Origin of the sequence: Marinobacter shengliensis (assembly GCF_003007715.1) — a bacterium.
Taxonomy (GTDB): Bacteria; Pseudomonadota; Gammaproteobacteria; order Pseudomonadales; family Oleiphilaceae; genus Marinobacter; species Marinobacter shengliensis.
The window spans coordinates 20,235-36,256 of the sequence record NZ_PXNO01000019.1 but is presented as its reverse complement, the minus strand read 5'-3'; the positions used below and the strand labels follow the sequence as shown (position 1 = coordinate 36,256).

General features: G+C 60.2%; 15 protein-coding genes. 13 read left to right on the top strand and 2 right to left on the bottom strand.

What is annotated here, in order from left to right:
* The first annotated feature begins 94 nt into the window (after positions 1-94).
* Positions 95-1,078 (top strand): acrylyl-CoA reductase (NADPH), encoded by a 984-nt coding sequence (acuI, locus tag C7H10_RS03940; RefSeq protein WP_106693834.1) that lies wholly within the window; start codon positions 95-97, stop codon positions 1,076-1,078.
* 1 nt (position 1,079) lies between these two features.
* Here the strand turns inward: acuI and C7H10_RS03935 are convergent, their stop codons facing one another.
* On the bottom strand, positions 1,080-3,191 hold the full coding sequence (locus tag C7H10_RS03935) for a NosR/NirI family protein (RefSeq protein WP_106693833.1): 2,112 nt from the start codon (positions 3,189-3,191) through the stop codon (positions 1,080-1,082).
* Between the two features lie 227 nt (positions 3,192-3,418).
* On the opposite strand from C7H10_RS03935, the gene pqqA reads away from it, so the two are divergent.
* The 11 genes from pqqA (at position 3,419) to C7H10_RS03880 (ending at position 13,712) form a co-directional block, all read left to right on the top strand.
* Positions 3,419-3,490: a pyrroloquinoline quinone precursor peptide PqqA gene (pqqA, locus tag C7H10_RS03930; protein WP_007153157.1), complete on the top strand. Its 72-nt coding sequence runs from the start codon at positions 3,419-3,421 to the stop codon at positions 3,488-3,490.
* A gap of 52 nt (positions 3,491-3,542) precedes the next feature.
* The gene (pqqB, locus tag C7H10_RS03925; RefSeq protein ID WP_106693832.1) at positions 3,543-4,472 is read left to right on the top strand and encodes a pyrroloquinoline quinone biosynthesis protein PqqB; all 930 of its coding nucleotides are present in this window, start codon (positions 3,543-3,545) and stop codon (positions 4,470-4,472) included.
* Entirely contained in the window at positions 4,469-5,224 is a 756-nt protein-coding gene (gene pqqC / locus C7H10_RS03920) for a pyrroloquinoline-quinone synthase PqqC (RefSeq protein ID WP_061330671.1), read from the top strand. Before pqqB ends, pqqC begins: the two co-directional genes overlap by 4 nt.
* An 11-nt stretch (positions 5,225-5,235) precedes the next feature.
* A complete protein-coding gene (gene pqqD / locus C7H10_RS03915) occupies positions 5,236-5,505 on the top strand; it encodes a pyrroloquinoline quinone biosynthesis peptide chaperone PqqD (protein WP_061330670.1) in 270 nt (89 codons plus the stop codon).
* A complete protein-coding gene (gene pqqE / locus C7H10_RS03910) occupies positions 5,502-6,638 on the top strand; it encodes a pyrroloquinoline quinone biosynthesis protein PqqE (protein ID WP_106693831.1) in 1,137 nt (378 codons plus the stop codon). The genes pqqD and pqqE overlap by 4 nt, the downstream gene beginning before the upstream one ends.
* Positions 6,631-8,499 carry a S9 family peptidase gene (locus C7H10_RS03905; RefSeq protein ID WP_244178175.1) on the top strand — a complete coding sequence of 623 codons (1,869 nt, stop codon included), beginning with the start codon at positions 6,631-6,633 and terminating at the stop codon, positions 8,497-8,499. The genes pqqE and C7H10_RS03905 overlap by 8 nt, the downstream gene beginning before the upstream one ends.
* Positions 8,500-8,545: 46 nt before the next feature.
* Positions 8,546-9,709, top strand: a complete 1,164-nt coding sequence (gene ercA, locus C7H10_RS03900; RefSeq protein ID WP_106693829.1) for an alcohol dehydrogenase-like regulatory protein ErcA — start codon at positions 8,546-8,548, stop codon at positions 9,707-9,709.
* Entirely contained in the window at positions 9,693-11,441 is a 1,749-nt protein-coding gene (locus C7H10_RS03895) for a NahK/ErcS family hybrid sensor histidine kinase/response regulator (RefSeq protein WP_106693828.1), read from the top strand. The genes ercA and C7H10_RS03895 overlap by 17 nt, the downstream gene beginning before the upstream one ends.
* Before the next feature lie 65 nt (positions 11,442-11,506).
* On the top strand, positions 11,507-11,794 hold the full coding sequence (locus C7H10_RS03890; RefSeq protein ID WP_061330666.1) for a hypothetical protein: 288 nt from the start codon (positions 11,507-11,509) through the stop codon (positions 11,792-11,794).
* Positions 11,795-11,827: 33 nt separating this feature from the next.
* The gene (locus C7H10_RS03885) at positions 11,828-13,204 is read left to right on the top strand and encodes a class II fumarate hydratase (protein ID WP_106693827.1); all 1,377 of its coding nucleotides are present in this window, start codon (positions 11,828-11,830) and stop codon (positions 13,202-13,204) included.
* A 25-nt stretch (positions 13,205-13,229) separates the two neighbouring features.
* Positions 13,230-13,712, top strand: a complete 483-nt coding sequence (locus C7H10_RS03880) for a CDP-archaeol synthase (RefSeq protein ID WP_106693826.1) — start codon at positions 13,230-13,232, stop codon at positions 13,710-13,712.
* Between the two features lie 5 nt (positions 13,713-13,717).
* Here C7H10_RS03880 and C7H10_RS03875 read toward each other — a convergent pair whose 3' ends face one another.
* A complete protein-coding gene (locus C7H10_RS03875) occupies positions 13,718-14,692 on the bottom strand; it encodes a metallophosphoesterase (protein ID WP_106693825.1) in 975 nt (324 codons plus the stop codon).
* 139 nt (positions 14,693-14,831) lie between these two features.
* On the opposite strand from C7H10_RS03875, the gene chrA reads away from it, so the two are divergent.
* On the top strand, positions 14,832-16,010 hold the full coding sequence (chrA, locus tag C7H10_RS03870; protein WP_106693824.1) for a chromate efflux transporter: 1,179 nt from the start codon (positions 14,832-14,834) through the stop codon (positions 16,008-16,010).
* The last annotated feature ends 12 nt before the right edge of the window (positions 16,011-16,022 follow it).

Here is a 16,022-nt window from a genome sequence, read left to right as displayed (position 1 = left end):
GCTACAGTGAGGGCGACTTCGTAAATTGTTTTCTGGCTGAGGCTGAGTGCCGGTGCTCCGGCGTTTACCTTGGCACCTGATTCGAGGAGGGCATATGTTCAAAGGTATTCTGATCGAAGGCAGCCGGGGCGACCAGCAGGTGTCCCTAAAGTCCATAGACGAAGCGCAGTTACCGGAAGGCGATGTGACTGTGGATGTGGCATACAGCACCCTGAACTACAAGGACGCTCTGGCCATTACCGGTCGTGCGCCCATTGCCAAGACCTATCCGATGGTGCCGGGCATCGATCTGGCCGGTGTGGTGACGGAATCGTCCAATCCCGACTTCAAGGCCGGAGACGAAGTGGTCCTGAACGGCTGGGGTGTGGGCGAGAAACACTGGGGCGGCCTGGCCCAGAAAGCCCGGTTGTCCGGCGACTGGCTGATTCCCTTACAGGCTCCGTTCACGGCTCGTCAGGCCATGGCCATTGGTACGGCCGGTTACACCGCCATGCTGTGTGTCATCGCCCTGGAGAAGCACGGCGTGAAGCCGGAGTCTGGCGACATTCTGGTGACCGGCGCCACCGGTGGTGTTGGCAGTGTGGCGGTCGCCATTCTGGCCAAGCTGGGTTACTCCGTGACTGCCGTGACCGGCAGGAAGGAAGAGGAAGCCTATCTGAAGTCACTGGGCGCAAAACAGATACTGGATCGCGCTGAACTGAGCGAGCCGGGTAAGCCTCTGGCCCGCGAAACCTGGGCTGGCGCGGTGGATGTGGCTGGCGGCCAGGTGCTGGCCAATGTCTGTGCCGGCATGAAATACCACGGTGTGGTCGCCGCCTGCGGCCTGGCCGCCGGTATGGATTTCCCGTCCACCGTCGCCCCGTTCATTCTGCGTGGCGTGACTCTGTGTGGTATCGACAGTGTGATGGCCCCGAAAGCAGACCGCCTATACGCGTGGAAACGACTGGCCGAAGACCTGTCCCCGGAGCTGCTCGACAGCATGATCACCGAAGTCGCCTTCGATGATGCCATTGATGCGGCCAGCCGTCTCATGGACGGCAAGATCCGCGGCCGTATCGTTATCCCCGTAGCTGGCTGAATCAGGCCCCGGCGGCGTCCGTGGCCAGAATCCGTGCCTGCTTTTGTTGCTGCTTGTTGCGGACAATAGCATCCACGCACTGATTCTGGTCGCGGAGAATCACCACGCACTCCAGGCACTGGATACACTCGTCGTAATCAATCCGGCCATCCTTGCGAATGGCATTGATGCCACAGGCATTCTTGCAGTGCTGGCAGGGCTGGCCGCAACGGTCAACCCGCTCCAGCCAGCTGAAGATCCGGAATTTGCCAAGCACCGCCAGGCCGGCCCCCAGGGGGCACAGGTAGCGGCAGTAGAATTTGTGGATAAACATGCCCACCGCCAGCAGGGCCACGGCGTAAACCACAAACGGCCAGTAACGCACGAAGAACAATGTAATGCTGGTTTTGAAGGGTTCCACTTCAGACAGCTGTTCCGCCAGCGTCAGCGAATAAAACGATGCAATAACGATGGCCAGCAGCACCGGGTATTTGATCAGGATGAGCTTCCGGTGCCAGCGCTCCGGTACCTTGATTTGCCGGAAACGGAGTTTCTGGCCCAGCCAGGCGGCCATCTCCTGCAGCACGCCAAACGGGCACAGCCAACCGCAGAACACCCCCCGGCCCCAGATGAACAGGGTGACGAACGTGTACGTCCATAGGATGAAAATCACCGGGTCCAGCAGGAACATGTTCAGGCTGAAACCATCCCTGATGGCCAGCAGCAATGTGTAGATATTCACTACCGACAACTGGCCCTGGGCGTAGAAGCCGATAAAGAACAGGGTGAAGAACAGGGAGCCCCAGCGAAACCGGTGAACCAGCTTCGGGTGTCGGGTCAGGGTTTTCTGGCGGGCGAAGAAAATCGTTAGCACCGTGAGGCTCAGCACCAACAAGGTAATTTGCCACCAGCGCTCCTTCCAGAGCCCGACCCACATGGGCGCCCGTGACTGCTCCGGCCCGGCGGCAATGTCTACCGTCTCAAACAGTTCCTCCGGGAAGGCAACGGGCAGCTCGAAACGGGCGGTGTCCACCACCAGATGGTTGCGGGCCAACACGGTATTGAGAGTCAGTGTGGATTCGACCCCGGGGTTAAAACCGGCGTTGCCACCGACCCGGAACAGGTTAACCGCCGTCATCTCCGGCACCCCGGCAGCGGCGAAGCTCTGGCCGGTTTCCAGCCAGTTCAGGTCTCGCATCTCGACAGACAGCTGATTCTGGCTCAGACCAAACCGGTCCGGAGTGCTGCCCGGCACAAAGTCCGCGCCAATGTGGGGGTAACGGCCCCGAGACATCACCAACATCACCTTGCCGTTGTCGCCAAGGCGCTCCCTGAAGGCCTGGTATCGATCGTCGCCCAGCAGGTTGCGACCGACCATGGGGGAGTTCATATAAGCCAGGTAGAGTTCCGAGAAAGCCTCGCCAGGATCGGGCTCAAGGTTGCCAGGATAGTCCGACAGCGGTCGGCCCAATTGCTGTTCCACATCCGCGGCCGTGACCTCGATGCGGGTGACGTAACCCCGCTCCAGCAGTTGCTCCCAGGTGAGCGGTTCGAACAGGTCTTGGCGCGCCCGGGTGGGTGCAGCCTGGGCGAAGCCCTCGAGCTTGTTGCGGGCCACCTGCAAGGCCGAGGAGAGCACCGAATCGTTGATGATCAGAACCGACACCGTGGCCTTGCTGACGCCATCAAAGTACACCACATTGCCGGAGGAAGTCCGGCCCGAACGGCCCGAGGAACTCACCACAATCTGCTCCGTCAGTGCGCGCCCCTCGTACTGATCGACAAATTCGTAGAGTGATTCCTCCCCCAGGCCATGAAGGAATACCGGCTCGTGGTGATGCAGTACCCGCACGCCGGTGAACCGGCCCCGTGTATCCAGGCCGATCATCATGGTAATCGGCTTGCCGGCAAAGCCCGGAAGTTTGCTGAAGTCTGTTGAAACGTAGGCGTAACCCAGCAGTTCCTGGAGCTGGTAAACCGGATACACCGGGAAATCCGCCAGTTGCTCTTCGATAACGGTGGCCGAGGGAAACAGATCCTGGATGATCTGCCGGGTGTCGTCGGAAAGTTCTGCCCGCAAGGGCGTTGCAGCCAGACAACAAAGCAGTAGCGAGAGCAGAAAGCGCCCGGCCATGGTGGTCTCCTGAAGTTATTATTGTCCTTCTCCCATGCTAGGCCGCTGGGGGTTGGGCTCAATTCAACCTCGGGGGCAAACGATTGCTACTTTCAGCCGGCGGAAAACAGTTCCAAAGTACCATATGGGGTGCCAGCGTCTGTGATTACGATGATTGTGTGCATCTGGCAAACGCCCGTTCGCACCACCATGCAACGCACTAATAATCACGACAAGAGGTGAGCATCATGTGGACCAAGCCAGCTTATGAAGACCTGCGGATCGGTTTTGAAGTAACCATGTACTTCGCCAACCGGTGAGCCCTGGCCGGCCAGCCCTTTGGCTGGTCGTTCCCGCTCGGGAGATCTGCTGATGCACCTGCACATTCTGGGGTCGGCCGCTGGCGGCGGGTTCCCTCAATGGAACTGCAACTGTCGAAACTGTGCCGGCTTCCGCGCCGGAACGATGAATGCTCATGCCCGCACCCAGTCGTCGATTGCCATCTCTGAGGATGGCGAACGCTGGATTCTGTTCAATGCCTCTCCGGATATTCGTGCTCAACTCGCTGCTTTTCCTGCCATGCAGCCGGCGCGGGCGCTCCGGGATACGGGCATCGCCGCGGTTGTCTTGATGGATAGCCAGGTTGACCACACCACGGGGCTTCTGTCTCTGCGTGAGGGGTTACCGATGGATGTCTGGTGTACTCGCCAGGTGCACGACGACCTGAGTTCCGGGTTTCCGTTGTTCACAATGCTTAGCCACTGGAATGGCGGGCTGAACTGGCGCGAGATTCCGGCCGATGAGCAGCAACCATTCAGTCTGCCCTGCGCGCCCTCCCTTGAATTGACGGCCATTCCGTTGCTCAGTAACGCCCCGCCATACTCCCCGCGCCGGGATAATCCCCATCCGGGTGACAACATCGGTCTTTTCATTCGAGATACCCGCACCGGGCAGACCGTGCTCTATGCGCCCGGCCTGGGGCAACCCGATGCCCGCGTTCGCGGCTGGATGCAGCGGGCGGATTTGCTTCTGGTAGATGGCACCGTCTGGCACGACGACGAGATGATCCGTCAGGAAGTGGGCACCAAAACCGGCCAGGCCATGGGGCATCTCGCCCAGTCCGGCGCCGGTGGCATGATCGAGTTACTGGACAGCATGCCGGCCCAGCGCAAGGTGCTGATCCACATCAACAACACCAATCCGATTCTCAACGAAGACTCGCCGGAACGGGCAGAGCTCACGGCCCATGGCATCGAAGTCGCCCGGGACGGAATGCATTTTGAACTGACGGGGCAACTATGAACGCCAAAGCCAACACCGCCATGAACCGGCAGGATTTCGAACAGGCCCTCAGAGATAAAGGCGCCTACTACCATATTCACCACCCTTATCATCGAGCCATGTACAGCGGCCGGTGTACGCCGGAACAGATCCGTGGGTGGGTCGCCAACCGATACTACTACCAGGTGCGGATTCCACAGAAGGATGCCGCCATCATGTCGAACTGCCCGGATGCTGGGGTTCGGCGGTTGTGGCTGCAGCGCATTCTGGACCACGATGGTCACGAAGGGGATGTGGGTGGTATCGAGGCCTGGCTGACGCTCGCCGAAGCCGTGGGGCTGAGCCGGGAAGAGGTGATCGACGAACGCCACGTACTCCCCGGTGTCCGGTTTGCTGTGGATGCCTATTTCAACTTTGCGCGCCGGGCAACCTGGCAAGAGGCGGCCTGCTCGTCACTGACCGAGCTTTTTGCGCCGGAAATCCATCAGTCGCGGCTCGACAGCTGGCCACAGCATTACCCGTGGATTGAAGAGAATGGCTACCGCTATTTCCGTAAACGTCTATCGGAGGCCAGACGGGACGTGGAGCACGGCCTGGCCATTACCCTGGACCATTTTGTCACCGAGGCTCAGCAACAAAGGGCGTTCGAGATTCTGCAATTCAAGCTGGACATTCTCTGGTCGTTGCTGGATGCCCTGACCATGGCTTACGTTCACCAGACACCGCCATACCATACGGTCACCGATCAGCCGGTCTGGCATCGGGGCCTGTAAGGAGCGTTACCATGACTTTGGAGAAAACGCCCAAACTCCGCCGTGGTTTCCGGTTCCAGTGGGAGCCGGTGCAACAAAGCCATGTGTTGCTGTACCCGGAGGGTATGGTCAAGCTCAACGGCAGCGCCGGTGCCATCCTGGCGGAAGTGGACGGGGTTCGCCCGGTACACCAAATTATCCACTCCCTGGAACAGCAGTTCCCGGAGGCCGGCCCGCTGGCGGCCGATGTGGAAGCGTTTCTGGCAGACGCGGTTCAGCAGCAGTGGATTGAGTGGTCATGACGGTGGTCGCAGAAGCACGGGTAGGGCCGCCGCTGTGGTTGCTGGCGGAGCTCACCTATCGCTGCCCGCTGCAATGCCCTTACTGCTCCAACCCACTGGACTACGCCAGCCAGCAACAGGAACTGTCCACCGAGCAATGGCTGGATGTGTTGCGCCAGGGGCGAGCCATGGGGGCGGCCCAACTGGGCTTCTCCGGCGGCGAGCCGCTGGTGCGCCAGGACCTGCCGGAGCTGATTGCCGGGGCCCGGGATCTGGGGTATTACACCAATCTGATTACCTCCGGCATCGGGCTGACTGAAGCAAAAGTGCAGGCGTTTGCCGAGGCGGGGCTGGACCACATTCAGGTCAGCTTTCAGGCCTCAGACCCGGAACTCAACAACGCCGTGGCCGGTTCCCGCAAAGCCTTCGAACAGAAGCTGGCCATGGCCCGGGCGGTCAAGGCGGCCGGCTACCCGATGGTGCTCAACTTTGTGATCCACCGCCATAACATTCACCAGATGAACGACATTCTGGCCCTGTGTGAAAACCTGGATGCCGATTACGTGGAGTTGGCCACCTGCCAGTACTATGGCTGGGCATTTAAAAATCGGGAAGGACTGATGCCCTCCAAAGCCCAACTGGTCCAGGCAGAACAGGAGGTAAATGACTACCGGCACGATCTCCGTACTCGTGGTCGCCCCATGAAGGTGATCTTCGTAACCCCGGACTACTACGAGGAGCGCCCGAAGGCCTGCATGAATGGCTGGGGCAACCTGTTCCTGACCGTGGCACCCGATGGCACCGCCTTGCCTTGCCACAGCGCCCGCCTGTTACCCATCGATTTTCCCAACGTGCAAACCAAGTCCCTGAACGACATCTGGTATCACAGCCCCGGCTTCAACCATTACCGTGGTGACAGCTGGATGCCAGAACCCTGTCGATCCTGTGATGAAAAAGACAAGGATTTTGGCGGCTGTCGGTGCCAGGCTTATCTGCTGACCGGTAATGCCGATAACGCCGATCCGGTCTGCTCCAAATCGCCCCATAACGATCGGATTCTGGCCGCCCGCACCGCTGCGGATCACGCTACAGCGGGGTTGGACGACCTTATCTACCGCAATGCCCGGAATTCCAAGTTACTCTACCGTGGCTGAGCCGATTTCGGCGCATGCTGCCTGCGCCGGTTTTTCCCAGTATGCGCAGCTGAGAGTGTGCGGCGATAGCATTTTCTGGCTTGCGTCTGAGCCGGAAACCGGTTCTGTTGCCCTTTGGCAGGCGGACAACTCCGGCATCTGTCGGGTCAACACCGGCCCGGGCAGTATCCGAAGTCGCCTCAACGGCTACGGTGGTGGTGCCTATGCGGTACTGCCGGGGCGAGTGGTCTGGGTAGCGGAGGATCAGCGCGTCTGGCAGCTCAACCGAGTGACAGGTAGACGAACCTTATTGGTGCCGGAGGTTGACGCTACCTGGGGAGGCTTGGTGGCAGACCCGCAACATGACCGGGTGTTGGCGGTGCGTGAACGGCATGAACAGCAGGCGTTGATGGCCCTGGAAGCTACGGGGCACGTCCGGGTGTTGCACCCGGGGCTGGACTTCTACGGCGCGCCGGCGGTCAGCCAGGACGGTTCCCGCGTGGCTTGGTGCAGCTGGCAACTGCCGGATATGCCCTGGTTGCAGTCAACGCTCTGGCAGGCAACGGTCACGGCTGACGGTGATGTTGCAGGTGCGTCAGGGCAGTCCCCGCCGGTTTCTGGTTCGGTTCAGCAACCGCAGTTTGTCGGTGAGCATCTGTGGGTCATATCCGACCATGAGGGCTGGTGGCAGCCCTGGCGGGTAACGCGCCGGGATGGCCGCGACCAGTGGCTGAAAAGCACGGCGCCCATGCTCGATCATGCCAACGCGCCCTGGCAACTGGGTGAGCGGCATAGTTGCCCGTTGCGTGAGGGTGGTTGGGCCAGAGTGCAATACCGTCAGGGTATCGGTGAACTTTGGCTGGAGCGGGCCGGCCAGTGTCAGAGAGTGGCTGAGGGCTGGACGGATTTCCGGGATCTGAGTCCGTCAGCCGATGGCCTTGTGTGCATAGGGCGGGCTGCCGACCGGCACGATGCGGTTCTGAAGGTGTGTGCGGACTCCGGCTCGGCAACCATCCTGGCTGGCGGACAAGTGCCGGATCGCTCAATCATGGCGCCGGTGGCCCCCGTCGCTTTTGTAGTGGATGCGGAAGCGCCCGACACTCTCCCCGTTCAAGGGTTTCTATATCCTCCCATATCCGCATCCGCCGCGGCACCACCGGTCATCCTGATCGCCCACGGTGGGCCAACGTCAGCCGCCTATGCGGTCTACAACCCCCAGGTTCAGTTCTGGTGTCAGCGGGGCTTTGCCGTTGCGGAGGTGAATTACACCGGCAGCACCGGTGCTGGCCGGGATTTCCGCCTTCGTCTGGCCGGCCGGTGGGGCGAAGCGGATGCACGGGACATGGTGCGCTGCGCCGATTACCTGGCGGCACAAGGGCTGGTCTGCGCCGACAACGTGTTCATTCAGGGCCGAAGCTCCGGGGGTTTTACTGCACTGATGGCGGCGGTGCAGACTGACCGCTTCAAAGCCGTTGGCAGCCTGTTTGGCGTGACCGATCCATTGCGGCTTCGTGCTGCAACCCATCGGTTTGAATCCGGTTACCTGGACTGGCTGCTGGGGAATCCGCAGTCCAATCGTGCCCGCTGGCAGGCACGTACTCCGGCCCTGCAGGCTGACCAAATAAGCTGCCCTGCTATTTTTTTTCAGGGTGGGAAAGATGCCGTCGTGGTGCCCGGGCAGACCCGGCGGATGGTGGCCGCGCTTCAGGACCGGGGCCAACCGGTGGAATTGTACTGGTATGAGGATGAAGGCCACGGGTTTCAGAGGGCAGAAAATCAGGCGCACATGCTCGAATCGCTGTACCGGTTTTATGGAAGCCTGGTCCCAGACAACCCTAAGATACGCCAAAAGGACAATGAACCAGCGCACAAACTGAGTTAAACTCTCAACTATTCCTATAACAACAAAACGGTTGTCCCTGAGCGTCATGAGCTACGATATTTCCGCGCTGCGCAAGTTTGTCTCTCCCGAGATTGTCTTCGGTGCCGGGTCCCGCCGGTCGGTGGCTAACTTTGCCAGTAATTTTGGTGCCCGCCATGTGTTCCTGGTGTCTGATCCTGGTGTTGTCGCCGCCGGATGGGTTGCAGAAGTTGAAACCCTGCTGGTTGAGGCGGGGTTGCGCTGTACCACGTTTACAGCGGTGTCGCCCAATCCCAAAGTAGATGAGGTGATGGCCGGCGCCGAACTCTACCGGGCCAGCGAATGCGATGTCATCGTGGCGATCGGCGGCGGCAGCCCCATGGATTGCGCCAAGGGTATCGGCATTGTGGCCAGCCATGGCCGCAGCATCCTGGAATTTGAGGGTGTGGATACCATCCGTAATCCTTCGCCACCCCTGATCCTGATTCCCACCACCGCCGGAACGTCAGCGGACGTCTCGCAGTTTGCCATCATTTCGGACCCCAACCGGCGCTTCAAGTTTTCCATCATCAGCAAAGCGGTGGTGCCGGATGTCTCGTTGATCGACCCGGAAGTAACCGAAACCATGGACGCCTACCTCACCGCCTGTACCGGGGTGGATGCCCTGGTGCACGCCATCGAGGCGTTTGTTTCCACTGGCAGCGGGCCTTTGACCGATACCCATGCTCTGGAAGCGATTCGGCTGATCAACGGCAATCTGGAAGCGCTGGTGGCAAACCCGTCAAACCCGGTGTTGCGAGAGCAGATCATGCTGGCGTCCATGCAGGCGGGGCTGGCCTTCTCCAATGCCATTCTGGGGGCTGTCCATGCGATGTCCCACAGCCTGGGCGGTTTCCTGGATCTGCCCCACGGCCTCTGCAATGCACTGCTGCTGGAGCATGTGGTGGCCTACAATTTCCCCTCCGCCGAGGACCGGTTCCGCCGGGTTGCCGAGGCCATGGCGATTGATACCCGGGGTTTGAACGGGGCACAGGTCAAGGCACGGTTGATGACCCGCATTATTGAACTCAAGAAGACCGTCGGCCTTGAGGCGCGGCTCAAGGAGCTCGGCGTCACCACCTCTGATATTCCCTACCTTTCCGGCTATGCATTGAAGGACCCCTGCATACTGACCAACCCAAGGAAGTCGTCACTTCGGGATGTTCAGGTGGTCTATGAAGAAGCCCTCTGACTCAACCAGCACCGGTTACGACATCGGCGATCTTTTGGGGCTCAGCAGCCAGTCTGCCCGAAAAAGCTATTACCCCGCGTTGCAGGAGCGCCTGGAGGAACTGGAGCAGGAGCGCAACCGCTACAAATGGCTGTTTGAGAACGCTCTGCACGGTATCTTCCAGGCCAACCTGCGTGGTGGTTTTCTGGCCTGCAATCCCGCCATGGCCCGAATCTGCGGCTATGACAACCCGGAGCAATTGCAGAAAAAAGTGATTCGACTCAGGGAGCAGCTGTTCTGCAGCGCCGCAGAGTTCGATCAGCTTCGCCAGGAACTGCTCGACCATGGCAGCCTGAGCGCCCGCGAGACCCGTCTTCGGCGAGCAGACCAGACCCCGGTGTATGTCGCACTAACCATGCTCCGCCGGCCGGATCTTGGGCCGGAAGTGGTGGAAACCTTCGTTGCCGACATAACCGAGCGGGTGCAGGCCCGGCAGAAACTGGAGCAGCTGAATGCCGAACTGGAAAAACGCGTGGAGGAACGTACCGAGGCGCTGCAAAACGTCAATGTGGACCTGCGTTATCAGATTGAAGAGCGGGAAAAGGTTGAGCAGGAGTTGAAAGTGGCGGTGAACGCTGCCAAAGAAGCCAATCGCAGTAAAGACAAGTATCTTGCGGCTGCCAGTCATGACCTGCTGCAACCCCTGAATGCTGCCAGACTGATGATTTCGGCCCTGCAGGACAGCCAGTTACCCGAGGCGGAAAACCGGATGGTGCATCAGGTGCACAGGGCCCTGGAAGGTGCCGAGGATTTGTTGGCCGATCTGTTGGATATTTCCAAACTGGACCAGCAGGCCATGAAGCCGGATCTGACCTGTCTCAATCTGGCTGCCATGCTGAAAGGATTGGGCGAAGAGTTTGAGGCGGTGGCTGCCAATGCCGGATTGCAGTTCCGGCTCCGGGTACCAGCGGTATCACTCAGAACCGACCCCCGAATGCTGGCACGGATTGTCCGTAACCTGTTGAGTAATGCCTTCCGGTATACCCGCGCGGGCGGCGTGATGCTGTCCGTCAGGCAACGCCAGAATCGGCTCGCCATTGAAATCTGGGACACCGGCGTGGGGATCGAATCCCACAAGCTGCAGGATATTTTCACCGAATTCCACCAGCTACTGCCCCAGGGCACCGGCGGTCGCCAGGGCGTCGGATTGGGACTGGCCATTGTGGAGCGCATGGTAAGGGTTCTGGGTTACGGAATCCGGGTGACCTCACGGCCCGGACGAGGTTCGAGATTTGAGGTGTCGATCCCGCTTGAACACAGGGTAAATGAGGCCTGGCAAAGCCAATCTTCAGCCGGAGGTGCCATCCACGGAAACTTTGACGGACTGGCGGTGTTAGTCGTAGACAACGAGCCGGCGGTGCTTGAAAGCATGGCAGCGTTGCTCGAAGGTTGGGGTTGTGAGGTGTTTCCCGCCGACGGCGAATCCAGTGCCCTGGACATGCTGAGCGAGGGCCTGCTCCCCGACGTGATTCTGGCGGATTTCCACCTGGACAATAACGCAACCGGTTGTGAGGCTGTCTACGCCGTTCGCCGTGCACTTGACCATGATGTTCCGGCAGCCATCATCACTGCTGATCGCAGTGATGAAGTGCGCACGCTGCTTAGGGCCCAGTACCTGCCCATCCTTAACAAACCGGTGAAGCCCAACCGCTTACGGGCGCTGCTGGCGAGTCTTGCCGCGCAGTCAACCTGACCCCACGCGCTTGCGCTTTACGACTACACTTATTCCTGAACCAGTCCTTGATTCAGGAGACCGTCATGAGCCACACCGAGCATTCCCTTACCAACCATGAAGTCACCGTTTGCCTGGCCGGCGGAGCTGTGCTTGGCCCATTCAATGCGACCTGGAGCCAGGATGAGGGCGGGGACGTGCGGGAGCTTGTCCGCGAATACGATGCCTTCCTGCAGGGTGAGAAACAGCGCCGTTACAAATTTCATCTGCATGATACCTACACCAACACCGTCCACACGCTGATTCTCAATTTTGAGCAAGTCACCGGCATTTGCGACCATGTCAGGCTAAGATCGCAGGACCGAGGGGCTTAGTGTCCCGCCTGGCAAGCAAAAAGGGAGGACGCAATGAGTGAGTTCAGAACGGAAAAAGACAGCCTGGGTGACGTGAAGGTGCCCGCGAATGCCCTGTGGGGCGCGCAAACCCAACGGGCCATCGATAACTTTCCGGTCAGTGGTCAGCCGATGCCGGCCCGGTTCATTGTGGCGGTGGCGCAAATCAAGTGGGCGGCAGCCCAGGCCAACGCGTCTTTGGGGTTGCTGGATGCCCGTTTGCGGGACGCTATTGCCGAAGCCTGTGATCAACTGATCCAGGGCGAACACGCGGACCAGTTTCCGGTGGATCGGTATCAGACCGGCTCCGGCACCAGCACCAACATGAATGTGAACGAAGTGATTGCGGCCATTGCCCGGAATCAGGGTGTCGATGTCCACCCTAATGATCACGTCAATATGAGCCAGAGCTCCAACGATGTGATACCAACGGCTATCCACGTCAGTTCGCTATTAGCCGTAAAAGAGCAACTGCTGCCGGCCCTGTCGCACCTTCGGGGTGTCATTTACGAGCGGGAAGCGGAACTGAATGCCCAGGTCAAAACCGGTCGTACTCACCTGATGGACGCCATGCCGGTGACCCTGGGGCAGGAATTGCGGACCTGGCGGGAACAGCTGGCCCTGGCTGAGAAACGTCTTGAGCAGGCAATGGAGGAACTGGCGGATGTGCCCCAGGGCGGCACTGCAGTGGGCACCGGTGTGAATGCGGCGTCTGAATTCTCTGGTCAGTTCATCAAGTTCCTGCGCAGCAACACTGGCTACCCGTTCCGTTCCATGGAGCACAAGTTTGTTGGTCAAAGTGCTGTGGATGCGCCTGTCGCCCTGTCAGGCCAACTGCGGGGTGTGGCGGTGGTGCTCACCAAAATTGCCAACGATCTGCGCTGGATGAATAGCGGTCCGATTCACGGGCTGGCAGAAATCAGCCTGCCGGCATTGCAGCCTGGCAGTAGCATCATGCCGGGCAAGGTGAACCCGGTTATTCCGGAGTCGGTCGCCATGGTGGGCGCCCAGGTGATGGGGCTGGACAATGCGGTGGCCATTGCCGGCCAGTCCGGAAACTTTCAGCTCAATGTGATGCTGCCTCTGGTGGGGGGCAACCTGCTGGACATGATCGGTCTGTTAACCGGGGCCTCCGCTATCCTCGCGGACAAAGCGATGAAAGGCTTTACGGTGAACGCCGATAATCTGAATGCCGGTGTCGGGCGTAATCCGGTACTGGTGACGGCGTTGAATCCAGAGATTGGCTACACCCTGGCGGCGGATATCGCCAAGGAAGCCTACCGCACCGGTCGGCCGGTGATTGATGTGGCCGAGGAGCGCAGCGGTCTCAGCCGTCAACACCTGGAAAAACTGATGGATCCGCTCAAGCTCACCCGTGGCGGGTTGACCTGAGCGGGCAAGACCGGAGGAGTCATTCTTGCTGCTGTCCCTGGAGCTGTTTGTCATGCTGGTTCTGGCCAATGGCTCGCCGGTGGTCGTGGCCAGGCTGTTGCATCAGACCGGCAACCGGCCTGTGGATGGCGGTCGGGTTTGGCGGGACGGTCGCCCGGTGCTAGGCCCCAGCAAGACCTGGCGAGGGTTGGTCGCGGGCACGGTGTCTTGTCTGCTGTTTTCGGCCTGGGTTGGGCTGGGCTGGTTGTTTGGCGCGTTGTTCGGTTTGCTAGCCCTGCTGGGGGACCTTGTCAGCAGTTTTATCAAACGCCGGAAGGGTCTCGAGTCCAGTGCCCGGGCATTATGGCTGGACCAGTTGCCCGAGGCCTTGCTACCCATGGCCATGGCGTGGCTCTGGTTATCCTTGCCGTTGTGGGAAGCGGTTGCCGTGGCGCTGCTGTTTGCGCTCAGCAATATGCTGTTCTCTCCGGTGCTTTATCGTCTGGGTATCCGCAAACAGCCCCATTGAGTAAGCTATCCCGGCCCCCGGGACAAGGTGTGCAAGGTAACCTCCGGCGGGCAGTTCAGGCGGACATTCAGCACAGATGTGCCAGCGCCTGGCGAGGTGTAGCCTTGCATGCCGTTAACCTGCCAGAAACCGCGGCCAAGCCGGCGAGGGCAGTCGGAGTCGAGGGTGACCGGAACGCCCCCGGGCAGGCAAAGTTGCCCGCCGTGGGTGTGTCCGCACAGAAACACGTCGTATCCGGCATGGGCAGCTTCCCGCCAGATCTCGGGCGTGTGGCTCAGCAGCAGGCTGATGCCGCCGGGAGGAATATCATCGCCGGCCCGGTGCAGGTTGTGAACCTTGTAGTAATGGGCATCGTCCACGCCGGACAGGTAGAGCTTGCTTGCTCCGCGGGCAATGGGTGCCATTTCGTTCATCAGCAGCCGGTAGCCCATGTCTTCGAGGGTAGGTACCATGCGCACGCTGTCGTGGTTGCCCAGTACCGCGTAGGCATCGCCCCGGATGGCCTGGCGCAGGCGGGCCATGCCCTCAAGGGCTGCGTCAATCGGCCCCCAGGTGAGCTTCCGGTAATCGCCGGTCAATACACACAGGTCATAGTCCAGAGGCGTGATCTGATCGATCACTGCATTCAGGTTCTGTTCATCCATATCAACGTGAAGGTCGGTCAGGTGCAGGATGCGAAAACCCTCGAACGCCTCGGGCAAATCGGGCAGGGTAAAAGTGTTCCGGGCAGTGGTCAGCTTGCGGCTGTTCTCCCGGGCCCGGCCAAACAAGCCAATGGCTTGCAGGCAAAACCGAATCAGCCTTGGCGCGTTGGCGACATTCTCAAGGTGGAACGAGCGACGATCGCGCCCGAACACCCGGGCCTCGGCTTCCTGTTCGATGCCCAGTCGCTGGCGGGCATGCACCGGGCCAAGCCGAAGGCTGAGTCGGTACTGGAGAAGTTCGTTCTGATCTTCTGGTGCGCGAACCCTTGCGGTCATGTGAATCGTCCTGATGCCGAGCGGAATCTTATGTTTGATTCCTTCACTCATTATGGATGGTCAGCGGGGTAGTGCAACCGGATAGACACAATGTTCATGTTTTACTGATGCACCGCAAATCCAGGAGAGACAACGAGTAATGACTGAATCCGACAAGCCGGTGCGATTAGGCAGCTGGCAGGTATTCCTGATCTTTCTGCGGCTGGGGCTGACGTCTTTTGGTGGCCCGGCAGCTCACTTGGCGTATTTCCATGATGAGTTTGTCAAGCGCCGGAAGTGGCTGTCAGACAGCGCCTACGGTGAGGTAGTGGCGCTTTGCCAGCTGTTACCGGGCCCCGCGTCCAGCCAGGTCGGGCTGACCATCGGTTTCCTGCGTGGGCATTATGGCGGTGCCTTGGCGGCCTGGGTGGGTTTTACCTTGCCCTCGGTACTGGTCATGGCGCTGTTTGCCTTCGGGCTTACGCTCTGGCCGGACCTGGGTGAGGGTGGCTGGGTCAGCGGCCTGAAGCTTTTTGTGGTGGCGGTGGTGGCACAGGCCGTCTGGCAGATGGGGCAGTCGCTGTGCCCTGATCGGCCTCGCATCGTCATTGCCATGTTGGTGGCGGTTGTTCTGCTGTTGGCTGGTGCCGTGTGGATGCAGGTACTGGTTCTGGCGTTGGCAGCCGTTGCAGGAGCGGCATTGGGATTGCCCTCGCAAAATAAGCAAGAATCCTTGCAGGTGCCGTTGCAATCGCGAAAGCCGGGAATGTTTGCCCTGCTGTTTTTGGTGTTGCTGGCACTGTCCTTTGTTCCCCAGGTAACGGGATCCCTGGCCTGGATCGGTGCGGAGCTTTATCGCGCCGGCGCCCTGGTATTTGGCGGCGGTCACGTGGTGTTGCCATGGCTCCAGGAGGGCTTTGTGGTCTCCGGTAATATGTCGGCCGATACCTTCCTGGCTGGCTACGGTGTCGCGCAGGCGGTGCCGGGGCCACTGTTCAGTTTCTCTGCGTTTCTCGGGGGTGCCGAGGGCGGCATTGCGGGCGTTCTGATTGCAGTGGTTGCGGTGTTTCTGCCTGGAACCCTGTTGGTGTTCGCCGGTCTACCGTTATGGCAGTGGTTACGTGAGCACGAGAAAGCACGAGCGGCACTGGCGGGCGTCAACGCCGGGGTGGTGGGCTTGCTCCTTGCAGCGCTGTACGACCCGGTCTGGACGTCGGCCATTCACGGTGCCGGCTATTTCGCTCTGGCATTGGTGTTCTGGCTGGCACTGGTCATCGTTCGGGTGCCGGTATGGCTGCTGGCACCCGCCAGTGCGCTGCTCGGAGCGGTCTTTTTGTAACACCCGTACGTA

Excerpts from the sequence above, each read along its gene's own strand:
- acuI (WP_106693834.1), top strand. The coding sequence starts at position 95 with ATGTTCAAAGGTATTCTGATCGAAGGCAGCCGGGGCGACCAGCAGGTG.
- C7H10_RS03935 (WP_106693833.1), bottom strand. The coding sequence starts at position 3,191 with ATGGCCGGGCGCTTTCTGCTCTCGCTACTGCTTTGTTGTCTGGCTGCA.
- pqqB (WP_106693832.1), top strand. The coding sequence starts at position 3,543 with ATGCACCTGCACATTCTGGGGTCGGCCGCTGGCGGCGGGTTCCCTCAA.
- pqqC (WP_061330671.1), top strand. The coding sequence starts at position 4,469 with ATGAACGCCAAAGCCAACACCGCCATGAACCGGCAGGATTTCGAACAG.
- pqqD (WP_061330670.1), top strand. The coding sequence starts at position 5,236 with ATGACTTTGGAGAAAACGCCCAAACTCCGCCGTGGTTTCCGGTTCCAG.
- pqqE (WP_106693831.1), top strand. The coding sequence starts at position 5,502 with ATGACGGTGGTCGCAGAAGCACGGGTAGGGCCGCCGCTGTGGTTGCTG.
- ercA (WP_106693829.1), top strand. The coding sequence starts at position 8,546 with ATGAGCTACGATATTTCCGCGCTGCGCAAGTTTGTCTCTCCCGAGATT.
- C7H10_RS03895 (WP_106693828.1), top strand. The coding sequence starts at position 9,693 with ATGAAGAAGCCCTCTGACTCAACCAGCACCGGTTACGACATCGGCGAT.
- C7H10_RS03890 (WP_061330666.1), top strand. The coding sequence starts at position 11,507 with ATGAGCCACACCGAGCATTCCCTTACCAACCATGAAGTCACCGTTTGC.
- C7H10_RS03885 (WP_106693827.1), top strand. The coding sequence starts at position 11,828 with ATGAGTGAGTTCAGAACGGAAAAAGACAGCCTGGGTGACGTGAAGGTG.
- C7H10_RS03875 (WP_106693825.1), bottom strand. The coding sequence starts at position 14,692 with ATGACCGCAAGGGTTCGCGCACCAGAAGATCAGAACGAACTTCTCCAG.
- chrA (WP_106693824.1), top strand. The coding sequence starts at position 14,832 with ATGACTGAATCCGACAAGCCGGTGCGATTAGGCAGCTGGCAGGTATTC.